Source organism: Micromonospora lupini str. Lupac 08, from assembly GCF_000297395.2.
GTDB classification, from domain to species: domain Bacteria; phylum Actinomycetota; class Actinomycetes; order Mycobacteriales; family Micromonosporaceae; genus Micromonospora; species Micromonospora lupini.
The window spans coordinates 6,789,058-6,805,636 of sequence record NZ_HF570108.1 but is presented as its reverse complement, the minus strand read 5'-3'; the positions used below and the strand labels follow the sequence as shown (position 1 = coordinate 6,805,636).

Genomic DNA, 16,579 nt, shown 5'->3' with positions numbered 1-16,579 from the left:
CCCGCGGCCGGGCGAGGGCCCGGGCACCGCTCCCGGCGGCGGCCCGGCCGGCGCCGCCGACCCGTCCTGCGGCCGGTTCGCCGCCGACGTGTGCGCCGCGTACCTGCGGATCGCCACCGCCGGCCGCGCCGACCAGGCGGCCGTGGACCTGCTGCGCCGCTCCAGTCCGGCGGGCGTGCTGGACCGGATCAAGGCCCCGACCCTGCTGGTGCAGGGCGAGGCGGACACCCTCTTTCCCCTCGGTGAGGCGGACGCGAACGCGAAGGGCATCGCCGCCGCCGGCACCCCCGTACGCGTCGCCTGGTTCACCGGCGGGCACGACGGCGGCAGTGGACCGCGCTCGGACGAAGACCGGGTGAAGTTCCTGACCGTCCAGTGGCTCGACCACTACGTCAAGGGCGAGGGGAACGCGCCGGGCGACGACTTCACCTGGTCGCGGATCGCCGGCTTCGACGCGCTCGACCGGGGCCTGGTCGCCACCGGATTCCGCCGCGCCGACTATCCGGGCCTGGCCGGCAACGCCCGCCGCGACGTCACGGTCGCCGGCCCGGCGCAGCCGATCGCCAACCCGCCGAACGGCAACCCCGCCGCCATCTCCTCGATCCCGTTCGCCGGTGGCCTCGCCTCGCTGCTCGACGGCGTGGCCGGCGACGTGCCGGGCCAGCACGCGCGCTTCGAGTCGGCGCCGCTGACCGAGGCGGTCGACGTGGCGGGCGCGCCCACCGTGATCGTGCGGGCCGCCTCGCCGACCGGGGAGGCGGTGCTGTTCGTCAAGCTCTACGACGTCGACCCCGACGGCACGGCGACCCTGCCGAACGGACTGGTCGCCCCCGTTCGGCTCACCGGCCTGCCGAAACAGGTCCGGGACGCCCGCCCGGTCACTGTGACGCTGCCCGGGATCGTCCGCCGCGTCGAGGCCGGGCACCGGCTGCGGCTGGTGGTCGCCAGCTCCGACCAGGCGTACACCACGCCCGCCGAGCCCACCGTCTACACGGTGGCCGCGGACGGCGCGGTCAGCCTGCCCACCGTCGACGGCGAGCCGATCCCCACCGCGGCGACGCTCTGGCGCTGGGTGCTCGCCGGCCTGCTCGCCGCCATCGCGATCGGGCTCGTCGTGGTCGTCGCCGTGGTCCGCCGCCGGCACCGACGCCAGGACCGCTCCGTGCATCCGGAGTACGCGGACACCCCGCTGGCCGTGCGCGCGCTGCGCAAGGAGTACGCGGACGGGTTCGTCGCGGTGTCGAACGTGGACTTCGAGGTGCACCCGGGTCAGGTGGTGGGCCTGCTCGGGCCGAACGGCGCCGGTAAGACCACCACCCTGCGGGTCCTGATGGGGCTGACCCAGCCGACCGCCGGCGAGATCTACGTGTTCGGTCGCCGACTGGTGCCCGGCTCGCCGGTCCTGTCCCGCATCGGGGCGCTGGTGGAGGGGCCCGGGTTCCTGCCGCACCTGTCGGGTCTGGACAACCTGAAGGCGTACTGGCGGGCCACCGGACGGCCGTGGGAGGACGCGCACTTCGACGCGGCCCTGGAGATCGCCGGGCTGGGCGACTCGGTGCACCGGAAGATCAAGAACTACAGCCACGGCATGCGTCAGCGTCTCGCCATCGCCCAGGCCATGCTCGGTCTCCCCGAGCTGCTGGTGCTCGACGAGCCGACCGACGGCCTCGACCCGCCGCAGATCGCCGAGATGCGCCGCGTCCTCCAGCGGTACGCCACCGACGGGCGGGCGGTGCTGGTCTCCAGCCACCTGCTGGCCGAGGTGGAGCAGACCTGCACGCACGCCGTGGTGGTGAACAAGGGCCGGATCGTCGCGTCCGGGCCGGTGCAGGAGATCGTGGGCGAGTCGCCGAGCGTCCTGTTCGACGTCACCGACCCGGTGGCGGCGCGGGCGGTGCTGGACCGCCTGCACGGCGTACGGGTGCTGCCGGAGAGCGACGGGCAGCTGGTGGTGGACACCAACGGCACGGCCCGCAGCGAGGTGGTGGCCGAGCTGGTGCGCGCCGGCATCGGGGTGGACCGGGTGGTGCCCCGGCGACGCCTGGAGGACGCGTTCCTCGCCCTGGTGGGCGACAACTCTCGGGGAAGCGGTGACCGGTGATGGTTGTTGTTGGCGCGGGTGCGGCCCGGGGCTACCGGCCCTCGGCCACCATGCCCTTCGCGGCGGAGTTCCGCAGGCAGGCGTCCCGGCGCCGGACCCAGCTGGCGCTCGGGTTCATGGTGCTGCTGCCGCTGATCATTCTGGTCGCCTTCCAGTTCAACTCCGGCGGCGACGACGACAACGGCAACAACGAGTTCGCCAGCCTTGTCGACCTGGCCACCTCCGGAGGGCTCAACTTCACCCTCTTCTCCATCTTCGTGTCGGCGTCATTCCTGCTGGTGGTGGTCGTCGCGCTGTTCTGCGGCGACACGGTGGCCAGCGAGGCGAGCTGGGGCAGCCTGCGCTACCTGCTGGCCGTTCCGGTGCCCCGGGCCCGTCTGCTGACGGTGAAGCTGGTGGTCGCGCTCGCGTACTCGGGGCTGGCCCTGCTGCTGTTGGCCGGCACCGCCCTGCTGGCCGGCACCCTGCGCTACGGCTGGTCGCCGCTGCGCAGCACTGTCGCCGCCGAGCTGGAGCCGGGCGAGGGGCTGCTCCGGCTGCTGGCGGTGCTCGGCTACCTGGCGGTCGTACTCCTGGTGGTGGCCGGCCTGGCGTTCCTGCTGTCGGTGACGACGGACGCCGCGCTGGGCGCGGTCGGCGGAGCGGTCCTGCTCTGGATCCTGTCCAGCATCCTGGACCAGATCACCGCCCTGGGCGCGCTGCGCGACTTCCTGCCCACCCACTTCAGCACCGCCTGGCTGGGACTGCTCTCCACGCCGGTGCAGACCGACGACGTGGTCCGCGGCTGCATCTCGGCGATCAGCTACGCCACGTTGTTCTGGGGGTTGGCGTTCTGGCGGTTCACCCGCAAGGACATCACGTCGTAGCGGCCTTCCAGGCGCTGACGCCGATCCGGCCGGTGTTGCCCACGTCGATCGGCCCGTCCGGGTCGACCTCCTGGGCCGGCTGCCCGGCGGCGGGCGCGACAGTCAGGTACGCCCCGGCGGTGGCCACCACCTCGGAATCGGTGACCAGGTTGCGCCAGAGGACGGTGGCGACGGCGCGCTCACCCTTCTGCAGCGTGACCGGCTGCGGCGGCTGGTCGAAGCCCGACGTGATCTCCTTTGCGCCGTTGACCACGCTCAGGATGATCGGCTTGCGCTGGTCGTTCAGGACCCACAGCGCCGGGTAGCCGTTGAGCCGGTAGGGGCGCGCACCGCAGTTGATCAGCTCCACGCCGAGGGCGCGTAGGCCCATCGCCGCGTCCCCTCCGGTGGACCGGATCCGCACGCCGGAGGCCGGGCAGTCGGCCAGCGGGTCGACGCTCGCGGTCGGGGTCGCGGTCGGGGTCACGCGCGGGGGCGGCGGCGGGCCCGTGGGGTCCCCGCCCTGGTAGCGATGCTCGTCGATCGTGCAGGCGCTGAGCAGGAGAACCGCCGCGACCGCCGCGACCGCTGCGCTGGCCCGTCGCAGTGCTGGCGTCTGGATCATCCGCCGATCCTCGCTCATGGGGGCGTTCCACCGCTGCCCGGGCACTCGCCGCTCTGGTTTCGACCTGCCGTCCTGTAGTGGGAGCCTGTAGAGCTGCCCCATATCCGGGGCGGCGTCACTGCGGCCGTCGCGCGGATTCCTTCGCCCTCCGCGCGGCGGTGCCTACTCTTGGCGTGCCTTTGGAGCTGATGCGCTCAACGACATCGCTCACTGGGTCACGCAACGCCGTCTGATGATCCTCCGCCGAGTCGGTTCCGGCGCTCGATCTCCAATAGCTCGGTGAGGTCCTGTTCTTCCTGCTGGCGTGCCTCCTCGGCCTGCACTTCGCGGCGCCGCTGATCGTATTCGGCGTACACCTGCCCGACCCGGGCTTCGGCGTCAGTGGCCGAAATCTCGCCAGCGCCGGCCAGCACCTACAGTCCGTCGGCGTGCAGGGTTGGTCAGCGGGGCGATGCCCATCGACGAACCTCGTGTTAACGGGACGATCACCGGCCGCACACATGCCCCTGATGAGATTCGATGTGTCCCGGGCAGACCGTCCGATGGGCTGTCGCTTGCGCAGTGCGGAGGTTCGGTGCCTGGAACCGGTAGGAAGACGATCGTGTGGTCCAGGCACGCCCGGCGGTGGGGCCACGCTGCGACAGCTCTGCTCCTCGCCTTGATCGTGGCCGTCCAGCCGGGTGCGGCGTCGCCGGCGCAAGCTGCGACGACACACACGGCTGTCTTCGAGTTCGATTTACCCGAGGGACTGGACCGCGCCAAGGCCGCGGCGTGGGTTAGCGAAGTCAACGACCGTAACCCGTTGTTGAGTGACTCCCTCAAGGAGGAGGTCGACAGCGACGAACTGGATCTGCCGGGCGGGACTGCGGACGTCGGGTGGCCCGACTTCGACGGGCAGCTCGCGCTCACGGCAACCGGCTTGACGATCACTGTCGTGTCCGACGAGTCCACTTCGGACGTGGGCTATCTCGGCACCCTCGGCGCGATCGCCGCCGGGGCGGCTGTCGGATATTTCGTCCGCTTCGCCTGCTCTGCGGCCATGGCCTACTTTTTTGCCTTACCGTGGCAGCCCTCCCAGGTGATCTGCTCGCCCTTGGGAGTGTTCCTGGGCACCTTCACGTCCCAGGCCATCTTGATCAAGCTCAGGGGGCAGGAACGGGACTGGAGGGAGTGGCTCGGGGCGGTCGGGCTTTCGCTGGTCACGGCGATCGGCCCGGGGGTCTGGGAGAAGTACCTCGGACCGTGGGTCAGGGACCACGGCGTGGAGATGATGGAAGGCATCGGCGCGGCGCTCAGGGCGGCGGCCAACGGGCTGCGCTGGTTCGGCAGGGCGGTCGGGGACGTGGCCACCAACATCGGCAACTGGTTCTACGACAACGCGGTCGATGCCATCGCGGCCATCCAACGTGGGGCCACGCGAGGCGGGGCGCAGCGGCCCGACCTACGGGTCATGCCACTCGGCGACTCCATCACCGCCGGCGTGGAGAGCTCGGACAACAACGGCTACCGCGATGAGCTCCACGATGGGCTCAGCGCTGTGTGGGGCGACGACCGCGTTACTTTCGTCGGCTCACAGACCACCGGAACGATGGCCGAGAATCGCAACGAGGGCCACCCTGGGAAGCGGATCGACGAGATCGCGGACCTCGCCGAATGCACAGTTCCCCAGTACAAGCCGAACGTGGTGACCCTGCACGCGGGAACCAACGACGCGAACCAGAACTTCGCCATGTGGTCCGCCCCGGCCCGGCTGCGAGAGCTGATCGATCAGGTGCTGGCAGACTCGCCGAGAGCTGTCGTCGTCGTGGCTCGGCTGCTGCCGACCGGAAAAGAAGGGCTACAAGCGCGCATCGACGCCATCAACTCTGCGTTGACGGGCATGGTCGCGGACCTTCAGGCCCAGGACAAACACGTCCTGCTTGTGGACACCTCCGACATCAGGGTCAGTGAGGGTCTGCAGAACGATTCACACCCCGACGACGGCGGTTACGCCAAACTCGGCTACGACTTCTTCCGGGGCGTCCTGGCGGCCGACGGCAGGGGGTGGCTCCAGACGCCCGAAGTGGTGCCCGGCAATTGCATGCGGGACCAACCGACGTCGCCCACACCCACCTCCCCGGTCACGGCGCTCGGCGACGGCTGGAGCAGGCTGGGCGTCATCGTCCCCGGTTTCGAGGGCGAATCGTACCGGCCGGCGTTCGCCGAGCTCAACGGCGACAATCACGCCGACTACCTGCAGGTCTACTCCGACGGCAGCTTTCGGGCCTCGATCAACACGGTCGGCCAGCCAGGTTTTCCGGAGTGGGTCGACGTGGGCACGTACGAACCTGCTGTCGATCCCGGACTGAACGGCGGGATCCTGAGGATGAACGCCGACGAGGTGCGTTTCGCCGACCTCAACGGCGACGGCCGTGACGATTTCCTCGCCGTGGGCGGATCCAACAGCCTGACCAGGGCGTTCCTCAACCTGCCCGGCTCGGACGGCAGGCTGCGTTTCGTCTTCTGGGGGATCGTCTTCGACGACGTGTCGTTCAGCCGCGACAACCTCCGCTTCGCGGACGTGACCGGGGACGGGTACGACGACATCCTGCGGGTGGGCGCCACGGGTGCGGTGCACGCGTACATCAACGTGCCGAACCCCACCGATCCCTTCACCCCGCCGACGTGGAGGGAGAAGCTGAACTGGGCTCCTGGAGCAACCGGCGCCAGTCTGTTCAATCTCCGGTTCGCGGATGTCGACAACGACAAGAAGGCCGACTACCTGACGGTCGGCTCCAACGGCAACGTCCACGCCTATCTCAACAGGGGCGGCAAGGACGCCGGTGGGTTCGAGGCGCACCTCAACTTCGCCAACGAGTCCAACTATCCCGGTGAGCTGGTCCAGTTCAAGGACATCAGCGGAGATGGGAAGGCCGACTATCTCGTCGTCTACAACCAGGGCGCGGTGCGCGCCTGGCTCAACAGAGGCGGCAACCTCGAAACCACCACCACCGCGCTCGGTGCGGGTTGGAGCAGGCTTGGTGTCATCGCGCCCGGCATGCCGCGGCCGGCTACCTACGCCCGTACCGAGATCGCCGAGATGAACGGTGACAAGCGGGCCGACTACGTGCAGATCCGCAGGGACGGCTCGATCCGGGTCGGCATCAACACCGAGGACCAGCCCGGACAACCCACGTGGCTGCCGTGGGGAGGCGGGACCGGAGAGTTCGTACCCACTGGCCAGCGCTCCGCGGTGCCCGCGGATCCGGCGGACATGGGCTTCGCCGACTCCATCCGGTTCGCCGACATCAACGGCGACGGCCGCGACGACTTCATTCAGCTGTCCGCGTCCGGCGAAATGGAAGTCTTCTACAACAGGTTGCTCAAGGCCGACGGTCTGCCGGGCTTCGTCCACCAGGTCGGCAACATCGCACCGGTCAACGACGTCGCTCGCGGCGACATTCGCTTCGCCGACATCAACGGCGACGGCCGCGACGACTACCTCCGGGTGGGTACGGCAGGACAGGTGCACGCCTACACCAACACGGGGTTGGCGAGTGACAACCCGAAACCGGTGTGGATAGAGAAGCTCAACTGGGCGCCGGGGGCCACCGGCGCCAGCCGGAACAACCTGCGGTTCGCCGACGTCGACAACGACAACAAGGCCGACTACCTGACGGTCGGCTCCAACGGCAACGTCCACGCCTATCTCAACAGGGGCGGCAAGGACGCCGGTGGGTTCGAGGCGCACCTCAACTTCGCCAACGAGTCCAACTATCCCGGTGGACTCGTGCAGTTCAAGGACATCAGCGGAGACGGGAAGGCCGACTATCTCGTCGTCTACAACCAGGGCGCGGTGCGCGCCTGGCTCAACAGAGGCGGAAACCTGTAGAGCTGCCCCACTTGCGGGGCAGCTCTACAGGCTTGCGGGCAGCTCCGCATGCTGTGCGGGCCGCGGCAGGGTTGGTGCGTTCGGGTCGGGGCGGTCCTCGGCGAGGTTGGCGGGCGCCCCGTTCGGGGCATACGGGCACGGAGGTGCAGCTCAAGGGTGCTCCACGTGGTGCCTGCACGCTGGCGCGCGTCGCACCGCCGAGCGCAGCCGCCGAAATATTTCGGTCGGGGATTTTCCCACCAGCAAGGAATTTATTACCCTGGATACATTCGTGCCCCACCATTGAAGGCATCTATCCCCTTCGATGGAGGTCTCCATGAACGTCTCTCGGCTCGGCGGGCCGACCCTGTCCCTGTTCCGCATCGTGACCGGCCTGCTGTTCATGCTCCACGGTCTGTCCTCGGTCTTCGGGTTGTTCGGCGGCAACCCGATGACCGGCGCGGCCATACCGTTCGGCTCCTGGCCGGGCTGGTGGGCCGCGCTGATCCAACTGGTCTGCGGCGCGCTGGTGCTGGCCGGGCTCTTCACCCGGCCCGCCGCGCTCCTCGCCTCCGGCTCGATGGCGTACGCCTATTTCGTGGTCCACCAGCCCGAAGACCTGCTTCCGTTGCACAACGGCGGTGAGTTGTCGGCGCTCTTCTGCTGGTCGTTCCTGCTGGTCGCGGCGCTCGGCTCGGGCCCCTGGGCGCTCGACGCGCTGTTCGCCAGGCGTCGCGCCGACGCTCCACCGGCGTCGGTGACCGACCCCAGCCCGGTCTCCGCCTGACCGCACCCGTACCGCGCGCCGCCGGAGCCTCAACGAGGCGGCTCCGGCGGCGCGCCCGGGTGGGACCGCCTCCGGTGATGCCCAGCGGCGAACGGGGGCGGTGACGGTGGCGTCAGGCCGGAGGGTGCGGGGTGAGGACCGCGTCCAGGAGGCCCGGGTACCGCTTGTCCACCTCGTCGCGGCGGAGCCGGACCAGTCGGCTGGTGCCGGCGGCCCGGGTGCGGGTCAGGCCCGCCTCGCGCAGCACCTTGAGGTGGTGACTGCGGGTCGCCTTGGAGACGCCGAAGTCGAAGCTGCCGCAGGCGGCCTCGCCACCCTCGGCGAGCGCCCGCACGATCTGCAGGCGTACGTCGTCGGCGAGTGCGGCCAGCACGGCGGTGACCGGTACGGCGGTCAGGTCGGGTTCGTGCGGCTCCATGTGACCAGTCTAACCCTTGTTCGACAACATTCGAACAACACCCTATGGTCGGTGTCGTTAGTTCGAAGATACTCGAACAAAGGAGCTGACGATGCGATCCCGCGCCGCCACCTACCCGCTGCTCGCCGTGCTCGCCTGGGGCGCGATGTTTCCGATCCTGGCCAGCGCGCTGACCCGGGTCGACCCGCTCAACCTGACCACCGCCCGCTACCTGCTCGCGGCCGTCATCCTGGTCGCCATCCTGCTGCTCCGCGAGGGCTCGGCCGCGCTGCGGACCGGCGGGCGGGGAGTCGAGCTGGTGGTGCTCGGCGTCGTCGGCTTCGCCGGCTTCAACCTGCTCACCAACCTGGCACTCGAACACGCCGCCCCGCAGCAGATCTCCCTCTTCGTGGCCACCACGCCGGTCGTCACCCAACTGGTCCGGTGGGCCCGCGACGGCGTACGACCGAAGCCGCTCCTGCTGGCCCTCTCCCTGGTGGCGCTCCTCGGAGTCGGCCTGGTGATCACCCGCGGGAGCCTGGCCGGGCTCGGCCAGTTCGGTCTCGGCGGGCTCATGATGATCGGCGCGGTGCTCGGCTGGGGCATCTACACCCACGGCGCCAGCCGGTTCGGCGCCTGGTCGCCGCTGCGGTTCACCACCCTGACCGCGCTCGCCGGCACGGCCGCCATGCTGGCCGCGAGCATCGGCGCCGACGCCGTCGGGTGGCAGCACGCGCCGGCCGCCGCCGACCTCGTGGCGATCACCCCGCAGTTGGCGTACGCCGTGATCGTCGCCGCCGTCGTCGCGGTGCTGGCGTGGAACACCGGCGTGCAGCGGCTGGGCGCCGCCAACGCCGCCCTGTTCATGAACCTGGTCCCGGTGACCACCTTCGTCGTGCAGATCGCCCGCGGCTACCGGCCGGAGGCGGTCGAGCTGGTCGGCGCCGCGATCACCATCGCCGCTCTGGTCGCCGCGAACCTCGCCACCAGGGCACGGACCCGCTCGTCGTCCCTGCCGCAGTCCAGCGCGGTGACCGACCCGATCGCCGTGGTCGACCCGGTGGCGGTGGCGGTCCGCTGACCCACTCCCTGGGATACCCGGTGTAGGCCGCAGGCAACGTTGCCTAGACTCGGCGGCACAACTGCATACCTCATCCAGAGGGGCTGAGGGATACGGCCCGACGACGCCCCGGCAACCACCCCGCGCGCTCACCGCTGAGCGACAGGCGGGGCAGGTGCCAATTCCGTCCCCGCCGCACCGTGCGATGCGGGGAAAGATGAGAGGACTCTCGACATGACGTCGACGCTCGCCGCCTCCGGCATCGACACCTCCGCCAGCCCCGCCCGGGCCCTGGTCTGTCGCGCCTGTTCGGCCCGCTACCCGCTCGCCGCGCAGCACGCCTGTTACGAGTGTTTCGGCCCTCTTGAGGTGGACTACGACACCGCGGCCCTGGCCGCGGTCACCCGCGAGCAGATCGAGGCCGGCCCGAACAACATCTGGCGGTACGCCGCGCTGCTGCCCGCCGGTCAGGACCCGGCCACCCGGGTCACCCTCGACCCGGGGCTGACCCCGCTGGTGGCGGCCCCGCACCTCGCCGCCGAGCTGGGCATCACCGCACCGCTCTGGGTCAAGGACGACAGCGCCAACCCGACCCACTCGTTCAAGGACCGGGTCGTCTCGGTGGCGCTGACCGCCGCGAAGGCGCTCGGCTTCACCCGGTTCGCCTGCGCGTCCACCGGCAACCTGGCCAACTCGGTGGCCGCGCACGCCGCCCGTGCCGGCGTGCCCTCGGTCGTCTTCATCCCCAGCGACCTGGAGCAGGGCAAGGTCATCACCACCGCCGTCTACGGCGGCGAGCTGGTCGCCATCGACGGCTCGTACGACGACGTCAACCGACTCTGCGGTGAGCTCGTGGAGACCGACGAATTCGAGGACACGGCGTTCGTCAACGTGAACGTCCGCCCGTACTACGCGGAGGGCTCCAAGACCCTCGGTTACGAGGTGGCCGAGCAGCTCGGCTGGCGCATCCCGGCCCAGGTGGTCATCCCGATGGCCAGCGGTGAACTGCTCACCAAGATTGACAAGGCGTTCTCCGAGCTGGTCGAGATCGGCCTGGTCGAGGCGCCGGCCGGCGGCTGGAAGGTCTTCGGCGCACAGTCGGCCGGCTGCAACCCGATCGCCACCGCGCTGCACGCCGACACGGACACGATCATCCCGGTCAAGCCCACCGGCATCGCCAAGTCGCTGAACATCGGCGACCCGGCCGCCGGCCTCTACGCCCTGGAGGCGGTCCGCCGCACCGGCGGTTGGATGGAGTACGCCGACGACGACGAGATCCGCGCCGGCATCCGCGACCTGGCCCGTACCACTGGCGTCTTCGCCGAGACGGCGGGCGGAGTGACCGCGGCGGTGCTGCGCAAGCTTGTCGAGTCCGGGCGGCTCGACCCCACGGCGGAGACTGTCGTGTTCAACACCGGCGAGGGCCTGAAGACCATCGACGCGGTGGCCAGTCAGGTCGGCCCGACCCACCACATCAAGCCCAGCCTTCGCGCCGCCCGCGACGCCGGCCTCCTCGGCTGACCCTCGGGCCGGCCGGTAACTGGGTTTTCGCTGTGAGTGTGGAAAACCCGCCGGTCTGGACTTGACGGCAGGAACCGGACGGCGCAAGATGCTCCGTGCGGGAGGGCATTTCGCCGGAGACTTTTGAAGTTCTTGCGACCCAACGCCGGAGGCGTTGTGCGAGTGTCCCTCCCGACCACGTTCGATGGGGCCAGCGATTAATTCGCTGGCCCCATCGCTTTTCCGGCTGTCAGGCTCCCGGCATGAGCATCACGATCACGTCCTTCGACGGCGCCGACCGGGTCGCTGTCGACGAGGCGTACCGGGTCGGGGTGGCGGCCAGCGAGGTCGACCTTCCGGACCTCCCGCCCTTCTGCCGGCGTCGCTTCGACGCGCAGTTCCACACGCCGGCGCCCGGCACCCGATCGCTCTGGGCGCTGGCGCGGCTGGACGGGGCGCCGGCCGGCTACCTCCAGCTCGACCTGCCGCAGCTCGACAACACCGACAACGCCACCGCCGAGCTGACGGTGCATCCCGAGCTGCGGCGGCGGGGCGTCGGCCGGGCACTGCACGAGTACGGGGTGCGCCTGCTGCGTGAGCACGGCCGCAAGCGGGTGGTCGCGATGGCCGTCTCCGCGCTGCCCGGCGGGCCGGCCCGATCGGCGGCGGGTGGAGCGTTCGCCGCGTCGATCGGCGCCCAGCCCGCCCTGGCCGAGGTGCGCCGCCGGCTGGAGATCGCCGACATCGACCGGATCGCGCTGCGGGCGGCGCTCGCCGAGGCCGCGCCGCGCGCCGAGGGTTACCGGTCGGTCTGCTGGCAGGGCGCCACCCCTCAGGAGTACGTGGCGGACGTCGCCTACCTGGACGGCCGGCTGCTCATGGACGCGCCCATGGGTGACGTGCAGTGGGAGCCGGAGCAGGTGGACGCCGAGCGCATCCGGGGCAACGAGCGCGCGTTGGACGCCAAGGGTCGGCGGCGCTACCACCTCGGGATGCGGCACGAGGCGTCCGGTCGGTTGGTCGCCTGGACCCTGCTGGACGTGGGCGCCTCCGCCGACTGGCACGCCTTCCAGCAGATCACCATCGTCGACCCGGCCCACCGTGGGCACCGCCTCGGCCTGATCGCCAAGGCGGAGAACCTGCACCACCTGCTCACCCACGAGCCGGCGGTACGAGTGATCGACACGTGGAACGCGGCCAGCAACAGCTACATGGTGGCGATCAACGAGCAGCTCGGGTTCCGCCCGGTGGACGCCTGGAACAACTGGCAGCTCACACTCTGACGACGGGAGGTGGGGCCTCCGGCTCCTCCAGCCGCCGGGCCAGCTCGCGAACCGCGGCGTGGAAGTCCTCGTCGGGGATGAACCGGTGTCCCTCCACCGGGGGCGGCACGGTGTCGGTCGGCGGCACCAGCAGGGTCTTCGGGTCGCGTACCCAGTGGTCGACACGGCTCGCCGGATCGTCGGGCGCTTCCGCCTCGCCAGGCGGGAAGATCCGCCCGCCGATCGGGTCGGTGTACCGCCACAGGTTGACCCACCGCCAGGACAGGCGGTCACCCATTTCGCGCAGCACGTCGTCGTTGACGTACGCGGGGAAGTACCGGGTGTACCTGTTGCCCAGCGGCGCGGCGTAGGTGAGCAGGGCGACCCGACGGCGGGAGTCGTCGGGGAGTTGCAGCACCGTCGCCGCGATCAGCACGCTGCCGTGGCTCTGGCCGGAGAGCACCACCCCGCCCCCGTCGGCGGTGAGTTGCCCGATCCGGCGGGTCAGCTCGGGAACCGCCCGTTCGGCGTAGCAGGGCGGGGCGAGGGGATGGGCGGCGCGTGGCCAGATGGTGGCGAGGTCCCAGAGCACCCCGACCAGTCGGATCGGGCCGGACCGGTAGGCGACGAGTCCCGCCCCGGCCAGGAACAGGGCGAACAGGCCGATCAGCAGGGCGCCCAGATCGGTCACGAAGACCACCGGGCGGGCCAGCGACAGGCCGCCCAGCCGCAGCGCGAGCGCACCCGGTCCCTGCCCTCGCACCGACAACCCCGCCGCCGCCAGCGTGAGTACCGCCAGGACCGCGTACGCCGAGGGCAGCAGCGGCCAGAGCCGGTCCGTCCGGTCGGCGCGGACGACGGCGTCCCGGACGGCCCGCACCCGCTCCGGCGGCACCCGGGGCGCCTCGGGGAAGTCCCGCCGGACGAGCTCCTCGGCCGTCCGGAGCTGCCGTGCCCGCCCGATCTGAGCGCCCAGCACCGCCACCAGGACCACCACCAGCACCGCCAGGGAGAAGCCGAGCGTGGCCCAGCGGTACGCGACGGGAGGCGAGAGCGGTGGCGCGCCGGGCGGCAGTGGCCGGACCGGTGTGGGGCTGGAGCCCCGGTCCAGGTATTCGGCGAGGGTGTAGGTCAGCCCGGACGAGTACGACACGGCCAGCCCGATCGCGATGGAACCCATCAGCGGGGCGCCCAGCCCGCTGATCAGAGGACGCGGGCGCGGCAGGTGGTGGCGCTGTGCCAGGCTCACCAGTCCCAGCACCGCGAGCAGGACGACCTGCGCGGCGAAGAGCAGGGAGACCAGGAGGCCGTACCCGGGCAGTGTGCCGGTTGCCGACCACGGCGGCCGGGGCCACAGCGCGTAGCCCAGGGTCAGCGCCGTGAGCGCGATAGCCGTCCACCGCAACCTCCGCGCGGTGATCAGGCCCTGCTCGCCGTGCCCGTCCATCGCCGACCGGCAGAGCGCGACAAGCGCGGCGACGAGCAGCAGCACGTCGGCGACCAGCAGCAGGTAGCCGGGAGGGGCGGCGTCGTGCGGTGCCAGGACCACAAGCAGCGTGGCGTCGAGCGTGCCCAGCGCCACGGCCACGTGCACCGAGCGCAGCCGGCGCAGCAGCGCCCGGTTGTCCCAGAAGGCGGGGGTGTCGAGTCGGTCCGCGCCCACCCCGGGCGTGTGCACGCCGTCCTCGGGTAGCTGCGAGGTGCGGGCGCCGACCCGCCAGATGAGGGCGACCGCGATGATCGGCAGCACGGCCAGCAGGGCGAGGCGCTGGCCCGGCGGCACGCCGCCCAGCCAGGAGATCTCCCGACGCCCCTCCAGACACCGCGGGTACGCCGCGCACTGCCAGGCGATCAGGTCCAGGGCGGCGCCGACAGCGGAGAGCACGTACATCGCGGTCATCGACGCGGCCAGCAGGCGGCAGAGCGCCCGAGCCACGCCGCCGGGCCGACCGGCCACCGGCAACATCCAGATCGCGATGTTGCTGAGCATGAACGGCAGCAGCAGGACCAGCGAGAAGGTCCGGGTCGCGGTGCCGCCGGTCAAACTGCTCCAGCGGTACGCCTCAAGCGTCGGCCCGCCCGGACCCTCCGGATCGCCGAAGCCCGGCCGGGGTCGGTAGAAGCCTGCCTCGTCGTCCCCCGCGACCCGCGCCACCACCGGCCGGTCGAGGATCGTCTCCGGGCCCTTGTCGGCGACCCCGTGCACCCGGATCTCCGTGATCCTCACCCGTTGTCCTCTCCTGGCCCGAGGACGGCGGTTACCCGCCGGCGTCACGATCAATCCCGGGCCCTGCCGCTCGGGCCCGCGTGCCGCACGCGTCGCTGTCGGGCATCCGCCCCTACTGCTCGTGGACCGGGCTGTTGCATGATGGCGGGCATGACGGAGACCCCGCATCCCCTGTACGACAGGCACGCCGACACCCTCAACCGTGCGCTGACCGCGATCACGGAGCGGGGCTACTGGTCCGCGTACCCCGAATCCCCCAGCCCCCGCGTGTACGGCGAGACCGCCGCCGCCGACGGCAAGGCCGCCTTCGAGGCGTACCTGGGTGGTGACTTCCCCCTCGACCAGCCGGGCACCGGCGAGCGGATCGCCACCGAGACGAGCCCGTTCGGGGTCGAGCTGGCGGTGCGTTACCCGCACGCCGGCACCGACGAGCTGATCGCCGCCGCCTCCGCCGCGCTGCCGGCCTGGCGCGACGCCGGCCCGCAGGCCCGGGTGGGCGTCTGCCTGGAGATCCTCGACCGGCTGCACAAGCACATCTTCGAGCTGGCCAACGCGGTGCAGTTCACAAGCGGGCAGGCGTTCGTGATGGCCTTCCAGGCCGGCGGCGCGCACGCGCTGGACCGGGCGCTGGAGGCGCTGGCGTACGCGTACGCCGAGATGACCCGGCACCCGGGCACGGCCGGCTGGGAGAAGGCCGCAGGCAAGGGCGACCCGCTGCGGATGACCAAGACCTTCCACGTGGTGCCGCGTGGGGTCGCGCTCGTGATCGGCTGCAACACCTTCCCGACCTGGAACTCGTACCCGGGGCTGTTCGCCTCGCTTGTCACCGGCAACCCGGTGATCGTCAAGCCGCACCCGCGCGCGGTGCTGCCGCTGGCGATCACCGTGAAGTACGCCCGGGAGGTGCTGGCCGAGGCCGGCTTCGACCCGAACCTGATCATGCTGGCGGCCGAGGCGCCCGGCGAGAAGCTCGCCAGCGACCTGGCCCTGCACCGGTCCGTCAAGATCGTCGACTTCACCGGCTCCACGGAGTACGGCGACTGGCTGGAGACGCACGCCCGGCAGGCCTCGGTCTACACCGAGAAGGCCGGCCTGAACACGGTCGTCATCGACTCCACCGACGACTTCGCCGGCATGTGCCGCAACCTCGGGTTCACGCTGACCCTCTACAGCGGGCAGATGTGCACCACCTCGCAGAACATCCTGATCCCGGCCGGCGGCATCGAGACCGACCAGGGGCACAAGAGCTTCGACGAGGTGGCCGGCGGGATCGCCGCAGCCGTCGGCAAGCTGACCGCCGACCCGGCCCGGGGCGTGGAGCTGACCGGCGCCATCGTCAACGACGGGGTGCTGGAACGGCTGGCCGAGGTCACGAAGGTGGGGGAGCCGGTGCTGGAGTCGCGGGCCGTGTCCCACCCGGCGTACGCCGACGCGGTGGTGCGTACCCCGACGATCGTCAAGCTGGGCGCGGACGACGCCGAGACGTACGGCCGGGAGTGGTTCGGGCCGATCTCCTTCGCCATCGCCACCGACTCCACCGCCCACAGCCTGGAACTGCTGCGCCGGACGGTCGGCGAGAAGGGCGCGCTCACCGCCGGGGTCTACTCGACCGACGAGGCCGTGCTGGACGCCACCGAGGCGGTGGCGGTCGAGGTCGGGGTGCACCTGTCCTGCAACCTCACCGGCGGTGTCTTCGTCAACCAGTCGGCGGCGTTCTCCGACTTCCACGGCAGCGGCGCGAACGCGGCGGCCAACTCGGCGCTCACCGACGGGGCTTACGTGGCGAACCGGTTCCGGATTGTGCAGTCTCGGCGTCACGTGTAGTGGTTGCGGTGGGGGGTTTCCGGGGCAGCCCGACCCGCTTCGGGCGGTCAGGCTTGATCCCTGCGCGGGTCGGGCTGCCCCGGAAACCCTCTGTGGGCACG

General features: G+C 71.0%; 12 protein-coding genes and 1 riboswitch. Of the genes, 8 read left to right on the top strand and 4 right to left on the bottom strand.

The window, feature by feature from the left end:
• A partial coding sequence (locus MILUP08_RS32265) for an ATP-binding cassette domain-containing protein (protein WP_039907017.1) occupies positions 1-2,101 on the top strand: 2,101 nt, incomplete at its 5' end.
• Positions 2,101-2,967, top strand: coding sequence for an ABC transporter permease (locus MILUP08_RS32260; RefSeq protein ID WP_051065860.1), 867 nt, complete (start codon positions 2,101-2,103; stop codon positions 2,965-2,967). The genes MILUP08_RS32265 and MILUP08_RS32260, both read left to right, overlap by 1 nt.
• Here MILUP08_RS32260 and MILUP08_RS32255 read toward each other — a convergent pair.
• Complete coding sequence (locus MILUP08_RS32255; RefSeq protein WP_167626076.1) at positions 2,957-3,571, bottom strand: DUF4232 domain-containing protein; 615 nt, start codon at positions 3,569-3,571, stop codon at positions 2,957-2,959. The genes MILUP08_RS32260 and MILUP08_RS32255 overlap by 11 nt on opposite strands.
• A 215-nt stretch (positions 3,572-3,786) precedes the next feature.
• Positions 3,787-3,984 carry a hypothetical protein gene (locus tag MILUP08_RS32250; RefSeq protein ID WP_039907015.1) on the bottom strand — a complete coding sequence of 66 codons (198 nt, stop codon included), beginning with the start codon at positions 3,982-3,984 and terminating at the stop codon, positions 3,787-3,789.
• Positions 3,985-4,235: 251 nt separating this feature from the next.
• On the opposite strand from MILUP08_RS32250, the gene MILUP08_RS34085 reads away from it, so the two are divergent.
• Positions 4,236-7,442 carry an FG-GAP-like repeat-containing protein gene (locus MILUP08_RS34085; protein ID WP_237747312.1) on the top strand — a complete coding sequence of 1,069 codons (3,207 nt, stop codon included), beginning with the start codon at positions 4,236-4,238 and terminating at the stop codon, positions 7,440-7,442.
• Between the two features lie 316 nt (positions 7,443-7,758).
• A complete protein-coding gene (locus MILUP08_RS32240) occupies positions 7,759-8,208 on the top strand; it encodes a DoxX family protein (protein WP_007465850.1) in 450 nt (149 codons plus the stop codon).
• A 112-nt stretch (positions 8,209-8,320) separates the two neighbouring features.
• On the opposite strand, the gene MILUP08_RS32235 is transcribed toward MILUP08_RS32240, so the two are convergent.
• Positions 8,321-8,626, bottom strand: a complete 306-nt coding sequence (locus tag MILUP08_RS32235) for an ArsR/SmtB family transcription factor (protein ID WP_007465848.1) — start codon at positions 8,624-8,626, stop codon at positions 8,321-8,323.
• Between the two features lie 91 nt (positions 8,627-8,717).
• On the opposite strand from MILUP08_RS32235, the gene MILUP08_RS32230 reads away from it, so the two are divergent.
• The 3 genes from MILUP08_RS32230 (at position 8,718) to MILUP08_RS32220 (ending at position 12,448) form a co-directional block, all read left to right on the top strand.
• Entirely contained in the window at positions 8,718-9,686 is a 969-nt protein-coding gene (locus tag MILUP08_RS32230) for a DMT family transporter (protein ID WP_007465846.1), read from the top strand.
• Positions 9,687-9,753: 67 nt separating this feature from the next.
• Positions 9,754-9,889, top strand: a riboswitch (SAM riboswitch).
• Positions 9,890-9,899: 10 nt separating this feature from the next.
• The gene (gene thrC / locus MILUP08_RS32225) at positions 9,900-11,186 is read left to right on the top strand and encodes a threonine synthase (protein ID WP_007465844.1); all 1,287 of its coding nucleotides are present in this window, start codon (positions 9,900-9,902) and stop codon (positions 11,184-11,186) included.
• A gap of 242 nt (positions 11,187-11,428) precedes the next feature.
• Positions 11,429-12,448 carry a GNAT family N-acetyltransferase gene (locus MILUP08_RS32220; protein WP_007465842.1) on the top strand — a complete coding sequence of 340 codons (1,020 nt, stop codon included), beginning with the start codon at positions 11,429-11,431 and terminating at the stop codon, positions 12,446-12,448.
• On the opposite strand, the gene MILUP08_RS32215 is transcribed toward MILUP08_RS32220, so the two are convergent.
• On the bottom strand, positions 12,438-14,654 hold the full coding sequence (locus MILUP08_RS32215; protein WP_007465841.1) for a hypothetical protein: 2,217 nt from the start codon (positions 14,652-14,654) through the stop codon (positions 12,438-12,440). The two genes, MILUP08_RS32220 and MILUP08_RS32215, sit on opposite strands and share 11 nt — an antisense overlap.
• Before the next feature lie 150 nt (positions 14,655-14,804).
• Here MILUP08_RS32215 and paaN point away from each other — a divergent pair, with 150 nt between their 5' ends.
• On the top strand, positions 14,805-16,478 hold the full coding sequence (gene paaN, locus MILUP08_RS32210; RefSeq protein WP_193376592.1) for a phenylacetic acid degradation protein PaaN: 1,674 nt from the start codon (positions 14,805-14,807) through the stop codon (positions 16,476-16,478).
• Positions 16,479-16,579: the final 101 nt, after the last annotated feature.

Coding starts and splice junctions, on each gene's coding strand:
- MILUP08_RS32260 (WP_051065860.1), top strand. CDS start 2,101: ATGGTTGTTGTTGGCGCGGGTGCGGCCCGGGGCTACCGGCCCTCGGCC.
- MILUP08_RS32255 (WP_167626076.1), bottom strand. CDS start 3,571: ATGATCCAGACGCCAGCACTGCGACGGGCCAGCGCAGCGGTCGCGGCG.
- MILUP08_RS32240 (WP_007465850.1), top strand. CDS start 7,759: ATGAACGTCTCTCGGCTCGGCGGGCCGACCCTGTCCCTGTTCCGCATC.
- MILUP08_RS32235 (WP_007465848.1), bottom strand. CDS start 8,626: ATGGAGCCGCACGAACCCGACCTGACCGCCGTACCGGTCACCGCCGTG.
- MILUP08_RS32230 (WP_007465846.1), top strand. CDS start 8,718: ATGCGATCCCGCGCCGCCACCTACCCGCTGCTCGCCGTGCTCGCCTGG.
- thrC (WP_007465844.1), top strand. CDS start 9,900: ATGACGTCGACGCTCGCCGCCTCCGGCATCGACACCTCCGCCAGCCCC.
- MILUP08_RS32220 (WP_007465842.1), top strand. CDS start 11,429: ATGAGCATCACGATCACGTCCTTCGACGGCGCCGACCGGGTCGCTGTC.
- paaN (WP_193376592.1), top strand. CDS start 14,805: ATGACGGAGACCCCGCATCCCCTGTACGACAGGCACGCCGACACCCTC.